The sequence below is a fragment of the Streptomyces sp. genome, from assembly GCF_050698815.1.
Lineage (GTDB): Bacteria > Actinomycetota > Actinomycetes > Streptomycetales > Streptomycetaceae > Streptomyces.
Genome location: NZ_JBOHCV010000537.1, coordinates 1 through 9,261, shown reverse-complemented (window position 1 = coordinate 9,261; position 9,261 = coordinate 1). Strand labels below are relative to the sequence as shown.

The window sequence follows — 9,261 nt, the reverse complement described above, 5'->3', positions numbered from 1 at the left end:
TGGGGATAATCAGGCCCCTGACCTGCGATTTCATGATAGGCATGACACATGGTTCAGATCAGTCCCAGCATTCTCTCCGCCGACTTCGCGCGCCTCGCCGACGAGGCGGAGGCGGTGCACGGTGCCGACTGGCTCCATGTCGACGTCATGGACAGTCACTTCGTCCCCAACCTCACCCTCGGGACCCCCGTCGTCGAGGCGCTGAGCAAGGCGACCGGTATTCCGCTGGACTGTCACCTGATGATCGAGGAACCGGACCGCTGGGCACCGCAGTACGTGGAGGCCGGGGCCGGCTCCGTGACCTTCCACGCGGAGGCCGCGGCGGCGCCCGTACGGCTCGCGCGGGAGATCAGGGCCAAGGGCGCGCGCGCCTCGATGGCGCTCAAGCCGGCCACGCCCGTCGAGCTCTACGAGGACCTGCTGCCCGAGCTGGACATGCTGCTGGTGATGACGGTCGAGCCGGGGTTCGGCGGGCAGGCGTTCCTCGACATCATGCTGCCGAAGATCCGCCGGGCCCGGCGGCTGATGGACAAGCACGGACTGCAGATGTGGCTCCAGGTCGACGGCGGCGTCTCCGCCGACACCATCGAACAGTGCGCCGAGGCGGGTGCGGACGTCTTCGTCGCCGGTTCGTCGGTCTACGGCACGGACGATCCGGCGGCGGCCGTACGGGCGCTGCGCCACCAGGCCGAGGAGGCGGCGCGCCGGGCGGGGGAGGCCGTGTGAGCCGCCGGGGACGGCCCGCGCGCCCGGCCGGAGTGCGTGGACCGTGCACGGGTGGGATCAAGGTCACCCGGGATCTGCAAGGATGAACGCACAGCGCTATTGCGTACGTACGGCAAGACAGTGAGGTGAGTGCGGTGTCGTCGGGTCGGACCACGCGTATGGGGCCCGCCGAGCTCATGCAGGCGGCGGCGATGGCCCGCCGCTTCTACCTCGAGGGCAAGTCCAAGATCCAGATCGCGGACGAGTTCGGGGTGAGCCGTTTCAAGGTGGCGCGGGTGCTGGAAACCGCTCTGGAGCGGGACCTGATCCGGATCGAGATCAGGGTCCCCGCCGAGCTGGACGCCGATCGGTCGGACGCGCTGCGTGCCCGCTACGGGCTGCGGCACGTCGTCGTCGTCGAGTCGCCCTCCGAGGCGGCCGACGACGGAGCCGACCCGGAGAATCTGGGCGAGGTCGCGGCCGACCTGCTCGGCGAGCTGGTCACCGACGGCGATGTGCTCGGCCTCGCCTGGGGACGCTCCACCATCCACATGGCCGCCGCACTGCGCCAGCTGCCGCCGTGCACCGTCGTCCAGCTCACCGGCGTCTACGACGCGGGCACCGCCGACCGGGGCTCGGTCGAGGCGGTACGCCGGGCCGCCGAGGTCGCCGGCGGCGAGGCGCACCCCATCTACGCGCCGATGCTGCTCCCCGACACCGCCACCGCTGCCGCGCTGCGCGGCCAGACCGGCATCGCCCACGCCTTCGAGTACTTCGACAAGGTGACGGTCGCCGCCGTCTCCATCGGCTCATGGGAGCCGGGCATCTCCACGGTGCACGACATGCTCAGCGACTCCGAGCGTGAGCACTACTCCTCGCTCGGCGTGGCGGCCGAAATGTCCGCACACCTCTTCGACACCGGGGGCCGCCGGATCGGCAGGGACCTGGGGGAGCGGTGCATCACGGTCGAGGCCGAGCGGCTGCGGCGGGTTCCGGAAGTGGTCGCCATCGCGGGCGGCCAGCGCAAGGCGGAGGCCATCGGCGCGGTCCTCCGCTCCGGCCTGGTGACCAGCCTCGTCACGGACACCGCGGCGGCCGACTATCTGCTGATGGAGACCGGACCCGGTCCGAAACCCGCCCTGGAGCGGGCCGACCCGGACGGCTCCTGACCGCCGTTACGGACAGCGGTCAAGGGGGTACGGACGCGGACGGGGGAGCGTTCAAGGGGCGCGTTACTCTCGTGCCCGGCCGCGGCGATGCGGCCGTTCGCACTCTCCGAGGAGGCAGGGGCAGCCATGACCACGCAGCGCACCAAGCTGCCGGGTGTCGGCACGCAGTACGACATCGAGACCCGGGCCGGTCGCCATATCTCCGTCGTCGCACATCAGGACGGACGGCGCTTCCTCGGCTTCTATGAGCCCGATGACCCTGATGCCTGCCAGGCCACAGTGCCGCTCGACGCGGACGAGGCGTCGTCGCTCGCCGAACTGCTCGCTCCTCCCGACGCTCCCCGGCTCAGCGCCAGTGAAATGGACCTGGACCTGGTCACCGAGCGGATCCCGGTCACCAATCGGTCCCCGTACCGGAGCCGACCCCTGGGCGAGACCCGGGCGCGTACCCGCACCGGCGCCTACATCGTGGCGGTGCTGCGCCGCACCGGCCCGCACCCGTCACCCGGGCCGGAGTTCCGGCTCGAGCCGGGGGACTCGGTCGTGGCGGTCGGCACCAGGGAAGGCGTCGACGAGCTGGCGCGGATCATCGGCGGGACCTGACGGACGAAAGGGGACCGGCCGGCCACCACCGGCGGTACCGGCAAGAGAAGGAAGGGGCAGGTCGAGCTCGTGCACGACACCACCGTTCTGCTGATCGAACTGGGCGCCGTGATCCTCGGCCTGGGCCTCGTGGGGCGCTTCGCGGGACGCATCGGGATGTCTCCCATCCCGCTCTACCTGCTGGGCGGGCTCGCGTTCGGGCATGGCGGGTTCTTCCCGCTCTCCTCGAGCGAGGAATTCATCGAAGTCGGGGCGGAGATAGGGGTGCTCCTGCTCCTGCTCCTCCTCGGGCTCGAATACACCGCGTCCGAGCTGGTGACCAGCCTGAAGACCCAGTACCCCTCCGGCATCGTCGACTTCCTGCTCAACGCCACGCCCGGCGCGCTCGCCGGTCTCATCCTCGGCTGGGGCCCGGCGGGCGTAGTGGCGCTCGCCGGAGTCACCTGGATCTCCTCCTCCGGCGTCATCGCGAAGGTCCTCACCGATCTCGGCCGGCTCGGCAACCGTGAGACCCCGGTCATCCTCGGCATCCTCGTCATGGAGGACCTCTCCATGGCCGTCTATCTGCCGCTGCTGACCGCCCTGCTCGCCGGAGTCGGCATCGCGGGCGGCAGCGTCACCCTGCTGGTCGCCCTGGGCACCGTCGGCCTCGTCCTCTATCTCGCTCTGCGGCACGGCCGTTTCATCAGCCGCGCGGTCAGCTCCGATACGCCGGAGATGCTGCTGCTCGTCGTTCTCGGTCTCACCCTGCTCGTCGCGGGGGTCGCCCAGAAGCTCCAGGTCTCCGCCGCCGTCGGCGCCTTCCTGGTCGGCATCGCACTCTCCGGCGAGACGGCCGAACACGCCCGCACCCTGCTCAGTCCGCTGCGTGACCTGTTCGCCGCCGTCTTCTTCGTCTTCTTCGGTCTGTCCACCGCGCCGTCGGAGATCCCGCCGGTGCTGCTTCCGGCGCTGATGCTGGCCGTCGTCACGATCATCACCAAGATCATCACGGGCTGGTACGCGGCCCGGCGTGCGGGTATCAGCCGCCGCGGCAGACTACGGGCGGGCGGAGCCCTCGTCGCCCGTGGCGAGTTCTCCATCGTCATCGCCGGACTCGCCGTCAGTGCCGAGCCGCGCGTCGGCCCGCTCGCCACCGCCTATGTCCTGCTGCTGGTCATCGCGGGCCCACTGGCGGCCCGCTGGACGGAACCGGCGGTGGGCGCGCTGCGCCGGTTGCTGCGACGCGGCCCGTCCTCCGCCGGCGACACGTCCCGTTCAGCCCCCGCCGACGTACCGGAGCCGGTCAGGTCAGGGTCAGGCCGTATGCCGAGAGAACTTCCGTGATCGGCTGGTAGAAGGTGGAGCCACCGCCGGAACCCACGATGAAGCCGAGGGCGGTGCTGCCCGAGAAGGCCGGTCCGCCGGCGTCTCCCGGCTCCGAGGGAGCGGTCGACCGGAAGAGGCCGTTCACCGTGCCCTCGGGGTAGCTGACGGAGACGTTGACCGCCTGGACCGTGCCGCAGTGCAGGCCGCTGACCCGTCCGACGTGGCAGACCTGCTGCCCGACGGCGGGGCTGCCGGCGCCGGTGATGTCGAGAGGGTCGCCGCTGCCGGTGTCGACCTCTCCGGGGTGCGCGACGCCGGGGTTGGTGTAGCGGATCAGGCCGTAGTCGTTGCCGGGGAATGACGTACCCGCTGTGGAGCCGAAGGGGACGGTCATGGCGGGGTCCGCGTACCAGGTGCCGGCGCCGCTGGTACACCGACCCGGGGTGATGGCGTAGTCGCTGGTTCCGTCGGTGGCGTTGAAGCTCAGCGTGCAGACTCGTCCGGCGGCGTAGATCGGGTCTCCGCCGCGCAGGGTGAACTGCCGCGGGCCCGCGGAGGATTCGCCGGTTCCGCCCGGGGCGGCGGAGAGGTGCGCCGCCGCGGCGCCGGGCGCCGGTCCGAGCAGGGAGAGGAGGAGCAGCGCCGTGCCGGCCGTGACGCGCCGTAACCCCGCCGTGCCGCGTGGGCCGTCGGTAGATCTCCGCATCCTCATGCGTCGTCCTCTGTGGGCGAAGGCGGTCCGGCGCGGCCGGATCCGCGGCGGGCTCGCTCGGACCGCCCCATTGTCGGTGGTTCCGGCCAGCCGCACCAGACATCCGGAGCGAGCCGTTTCGGCCGGTTTCGGTCGTCCCAACCGGGCTCGTACGGGGAAGAGTTGGCAGGAAGCTGCCAGTGGATGAGCCTGATGGACAGAAGTCTCGACCCGCATTACGGCGCTCCCTAGGATGTGCGCGACCGGGGGACTTCCAAGTTGTCGGACTCGCAGAGGATGCCGTGATCTGATGAGTTGTGCATCGATATGCCCGCCGCAGATATGCCCGCGGCACAGCGCGTGGGTTTTCTGCTGATGCGAAGACCGGGGGCATTCTCCACGCCGTCACGACAACGGCACGACATTGGTTCGTGCCATGGGGACGCAGTGCGCGAAAAGGGGCCGCCCGACCATCTGCGGCCATTCCGGCGGGGATTGGGTTTCGAGTTCGACCGGTCCGGGCGATCCGGAAAGCGGGGGAGGACAAGCGAATGCGTTTTCAGCTGCTGGGGCCGTTGAGCATCGCGGACGGGCAGAACGCCGTCGTTCTTCAGCCCTCCAAGCCGACCAGTCTGCTCGCCGCGCTCCTCACCCATCCCAACACCGTTGTCGCCACCGGCTATCTGGTGCGCGCCGTATGGGACGAGGAGCAGCCGGCGACGGCAAGGGCCGCGCTGCAGACCTGTGTTCTGCGGCTGCGCAGGATCTTCACCAGGTACGGGATCGCCAACAGCGCCATTGAAGCGGTGCCCGGCGGCTACCGCATGGCGGCCGACGCCGCGACGCTCGATCTCGTCCGGTTCCGGGAGCTGGTACGGGAGTCACGGGCCGCGGCGGACTCCGAGACCGAGCTGTACCGGCTCAAGGAGGCTCTCGCGCTGTGGCACGGCCCGCTGCTGGCGAACGTCTCCTCGCAGATGCTGCACCGGGACGAAGTGCCCCGGCTGACGGAGGAGCGGTTGCGGGCGCTGGAGCGGGCCTGCGACATCGAGCTCGCGCTGGGGCGCTGCCGCCAGGTCCTCGTGGAGCTGTGGGAGGCCGCGCGCACCCACCCCGGCCATGAGCGTTTCTCCGAGCAGCTCATCGAGGCCCTGTACCGCACGGGGCGGCAGGCCGAAGCCTTCGCCGAGTACAGGCGGGTCAAGACCAGGCTCAAGGAGGAGCTCGGTGTCGATCCCGGCCCCTCCCTGCAGCGGCTGGAGCTTTCCATCCTGCGGGGCGAGGACCTCGGCATGCTCGCCGCGGACCGGGCGACCACCACGCCGCCGGCGATCGAGGGCGGCGGCCAGGCGGATCGTTCCGCCTCCGCGGCCGCGTCTCACCCCCTCCCGGCTCCCGTTCCGGCTGTACGGCCCGCGGCACCGGCGGCCGTGTCCTGCTTCACCGGGCGGACGGCCGACGGCGAGGCGATCACCGAGCGGCTCGTCTCCGGGCCCGGGGCGGGCCCGGCCCTCGTGGTCGTCTCCGGCGCCCCGGGCATCGGCAAGACGGCCCTCGCGCTCCAGACGGCGTACCGGATCCAGGACGCCTTCCCGGACGGCTGCTTCGTTCTTCCGATGGTCCGCCCGGACGGCGGCGTACTCAGCACGGACGAGGCACTGGCCGCGCTGGGGCCGCCGGCCACCGGTGACCGCCGGACGCTGCTGGTTCTCGATGACGCCCTGAGCGCCGATCAGGTACGTCCGCTGCTGCCCGCCGCGGAGGGCAGCGCCGTGATCGTGACGAGCCGGCGCGGTCTGGCCGGGCTGGTCGCCACGCACGGGGGACTCGTACACCGGCTCGGCGCGTTCGATCCGGCGGAATCCCGGCAGCTGCTGGTCAACACCCTTGGCATGGAGCGCGTCGAGGCGGAACCCGAGGCCGCGGACCGGCTGGCCTCACTGTGCGGCCACTTCCCGCTCGGTCTGCGGATCGCCGCGGCCCGGCTGCTGACCCGGCCGAGCCTGCGGATCGGCGACTGCGCCGACTGGCTGGCCGGCGATTCACCGACCCGGCTGGCCCTCGCCGACGACCCGCGGATGTCGGTGCCGAACGTCTTCCAGGGGGCGCTGGAGCGGCTGGAGCCGCGGCTGGCCGAGGCGTTCATCCGCGTCGGCAGCCAGCGCAGCCGCACCGTGTCGGGACCGGAGCAGGCCGAGCGGCTGGGATCGGCGGCGACGGCCGAGGAGATGCTCGAACGGCTGGCGGACGCGGGGCTGCTGGAGGAAGGGCCGCCGGGACCGTACCGGATGCACGAGCTGCTGCGGTGCTACGCGCGTCGACTAGCCGGTGAAGCCGATCCCGACGGTGATCCGGACCACGGCCGGGGGCAGCCCGCGATCGCTCCGCACTGAGCGCACCGCCAGCGCGCCGAAGAGCATCGCCACCGCGCCGACAGCATCGCCACAACGCCGGCAAGCACCGCGAAGACCCGCACCGCGCGTACCGCACCGACCCGCGCGGCGGAGCCGACCACGACCGACCATCCAGGGGTGTCACCGCACATGGCCACATCCGCCTACGAAGCCGTAGCCGCGACCCGTCCGCGCATCCGCCGCGACGTCCTCTTCACCGAAACACCGCAAGGGGTGCTCTTCCACAACGCCGACGGCGGCTTCCAGCTGACCGCCGCCTCGGCCTACCGGTTCGCCACCCTGATCGTCCCGCACCTGAACGGGCAGCACTCGGTCTCCGACATCTGCCACGGATTCGGCGACGGCCAGCGCGCCATGCTCGGCGAACTGGTCAGGACGCTCTACAGCCGCGGCTTCGCACGCGATGTCCCCGAGCCGGAAGGGGAGCCGGAGGGGCAGCCCCCGCCCGGGCTGCCCTCGCCGGAGGCGGCGCGCCGCTTCGCCCCGCAGATCGCCTACGTCGACCACTACACCGACGAGCCGGACCGCCGCTTCCAGCGTTTCCGGCAGGCGCGGGTCGCCGTGCTCGGCGACGACCTCGTCGCCCGCTGGTGTGCGCTCAGCCTGATCCGCAACGGCGGCGCCGCCATCGGGGTGCTGCCCGGCCTGGACAGGACCGTGATCGACGCCGAGGCACAGGAGGCGGCCGCCGACGGCTGCCCGGTGGAGCTGACCGTGCTCGCGGACGGCCGTGCCGAGGGCCGTTCCGGGGGCCCTGGCCGCGGTCACACGTGGGCGGAACTGGAGTCCTTCGACATCACCGTGGTCACCGGCGGACCGTTCGCCGCCCAACGGCTGTTCCCGCTGCTGCGGGCCGGGATTCCCGAGGGCCGTACGCTCATACCCGCCTGGTCCTACGGTGCCGACGCCGTCATGGGACCGCTGATGTCCCGTGACCGCACCGGCTGTTGGTCCTGCGCCGTGCTCCGGCTGGGCGCCAACGGCGGACCGGCGGCGGCGGCCGACCTGTGGAGCGCCCTCGCACTTCCCGGCGCCGGTCCGGCCGGCGGGAGCCCGGACGCCCCGCTGGCAGCGATGATCGGCAACATGCTCGGCTACGAGGTCTTCCGGCTGACCACCGGAGCCCTCCGGGCCGAGACCGACGGCCAACTGATCGTTCAGGACATGGAGTCGCTCGACGTCACCTCCGAGCCCCTGCTGCCGCACCCCCGCTGCCCCCGCTGCGCCGAGGTGGCACGGGACGCGGAAGCGGGTACGGCTGCCGACGCCGGCCGGGCCGCCGCGGCGGACCTCGCGACCGCCGGGGCCGGCGCGCTGCCCATGCCGACAGTGGCGACCGCCCGCGAAGCCGACGCCCTCGTCGAGGAGTTGAACAAGCGGTCGGGGCTGGTCCGCCCGCACGCCGGGGTGTTCACCCGGTTCGCCGACGAGTCCCTCACCCAGATACCGCTCAAGGCCGGCACCGTCGAGCTCGGCATCGGCCACGCCGGGCCACGCCGGATCGCCGCCTTCGACGTGCACCATGTGGCCGGTGCCCGAATACGCGCACTGAACGCCGCCGCCGTGGTGTACGCCGAGCACGTCGTACCCGCCGCACCGCTGCCGGTGCCGCCCCCGGGCCCGGAGCGTGAGACGGTGCCCGCCCTCGCGCCCGGCGCCTTCAGCACGGCGAGCGGCACCGGCGGCACAGCCGCCGAGGTGCCCGCCTGGAGTGTGGCGACCTCAATGATCACCAAGGAACGGATGCTGGTGCCGGCCGCCGCGGTGCGGACCCTGGGCCCGGCCAACGCCGGCCGGCTCTTCGAGCCGACGAGCGCCGGGAGCGGTGCGGGCTCGTCGCTCCCGGACGCCGCCGCCCGCGGCCTGCTCTCCGCGCTCGCCCATGACGCGCTGGTGCGGACGGTGCGCGGGGCGGCGGCGGCCCGCGTGGATCTCGACCCCCTGGTGCAGGAGGGCGCCGACGCCGAACTCACCTTCCTCGTACGCTCCGTGGCGACCCTCGGTCTCGAAGGGGAACTTCTGGACCTCGGGGAGAGCGGCCGGAGCGGGGTGCACGTCCTCCTCGCGCGCACGGCCGGAGAGTGGGCCGTCGGCAGCGAGACCAGCTGGACGGCTGCGGCGGCGGCCGCCCTGCGGGATCTGCTCGGGCGGATCCAGCTCGGCCGCGAGTACGGCAGCACTCCCGTCGACACCGGCGATCCGCTGCTGCGGGACCTCGCGCCGGGCACGCTCACCACCACCGACGCCACGACGGCGGCAGCGGGGGGTTCCGGCGACCCGGCCGCCTGGCCGGACGTGCTCGAGCGGCTGCGGGCCGCGGGTCTCCAGGCTGCCCCGCCGCTCGCGGCGGCGGAGGTCGCCGGCGTGCAGG

The 9,261-nt window shown here is 72.3% G+C and carries 7 protein-coding genes; 6 read left to right on the top strand and 1 reads right to left on the bottom strand.

What is annotated here, in order from left to right; genetic code table 11:
* Positions 1-48 precede the first annotated feature (48 nt).
* From rpe to ACRDP3_RS19535, 4 genes are all read left to right on the top strand, one after another.
* Positions 49-726, top strand: a complete 678-nt coding sequence (rpe, locus tag ACRDP3_RS19550; protein ID WP_431518261.1) for a ribulose-phosphate 3-epimerase — start codon at positions 49-51, stop codon at positions 724-726.
* Positions 727-884: 158 nt separating this feature from the next.
* Positions 885-1,874, top strand: coding sequence for a sugar-binding transcriptional regulator (locus tag ACRDP3_RS19545; protein ID WP_431518260.1), 990 nt, complete (start codon positions 885-887; stop codon positions 1,872-1,874).
* Positions 1,875-2,000: 126 nt separating this feature from the next.
* Positions 2,001-2,477, top strand: a complete 477-nt coding sequence (locus ACRDP3_RS19540; RefSeq protein ID WP_431518259.1) for a cation:proton antiporter regulatory subunit — start codon at positions 2,001-2,003, stop codon at positions 2,475-2,477.
* Positions 2,478-2,546: 69 nt separating this feature from the next.
* Positions 2,547-3,803 carry a cation:proton antiporter gene (locus tag ACRDP3_RS19535; RefSeq protein ID WP_431518258.1) on the top strand — a complete coding sequence of 419 codons (1,257 nt, stop codon included), beginning with the start codon at positions 2,547-2,549 and terminating at the stop codon, positions 3,801-3,803.
* On the opposite strand, the gene ACRDP3_RS19530 is transcribed toward ACRDP3_RS19535, so the two are convergent.
* The gene (locus ACRDP3_RS19530) at positions 3,763-4,491 is read right to left on the bottom strand and encodes a S1 family peptidase (RefSeq protein WP_431518257.1); all 729 of its coding nucleotides are present in this window, start codon (positions 4,489-4,491) and stop codon (positions 3,763-3,765) included. The genes ACRDP3_RS19535 and ACRDP3_RS19530 overlap by 41 nt on opposite strands.
* A 536-nt stretch (positions 4,492-5,027) precedes the next feature.
* Here ACRDP3_RS19530 and ACRDP3_RS19525 point away from each other — a divergent pair.
* On the top strand, positions 5,028-6,869 hold the full coding sequence (locus ACRDP3_RS19525; RefSeq protein WP_431518256.1) for a BTAD domain-containing putative transcriptional regulator: 1,842 nt from the start codon (positions 5,028-5,030) through the stop codon (positions 6,867-6,869).
* 150 nt (positions 6,870-7,019) lie between these two features.
* Positions 7,020-9,261, top strand: a 2,242-nt coding sequence (locus tag ACRDP3_RS19520) for a TOMM precursor leader peptide-binding protein (RefSeq protein WP_431518255.1), incomplete at its 3' end; no start/stop codon positions are given.

Coding starts and splice junctions, on each gene's coding strand:
- rpe (WP_431518261.1), top strand. CDS start 49: ATGGTTCAGATCAGTCCCAGCATTCTCTCCGCCGACTTCGCGCGCCTC.
- ACRDP3_RS19545 (WP_431518260.1), top strand. CDS start 885: ATGGGGCCCGCCGAGCTCATGCAGGCGGCGGCGATGGCCCGCCGCTTC.
- ACRDP3_RS19540 (WP_431518259.1), top strand. CDS start 2,001: ATGACCACGCAGCGCACCAAGCTGCCGGGTGTCGGCACGCAGTACGAC.
- ACRDP3_RS19530 (WP_431518257.1), bottom strand. CDS start 4,491: ATGCGGAGATCTACCGACGGCCCACGCGGCACGGCGGGGTTACGGCGC.
- ACRDP3_RS19525 (WP_431518256.1), top strand. CDS start 5,028: ATGCGTTTTCAGCTGCTGGGGCCGTTGAGCATCGCGGACGGGCAGAAC.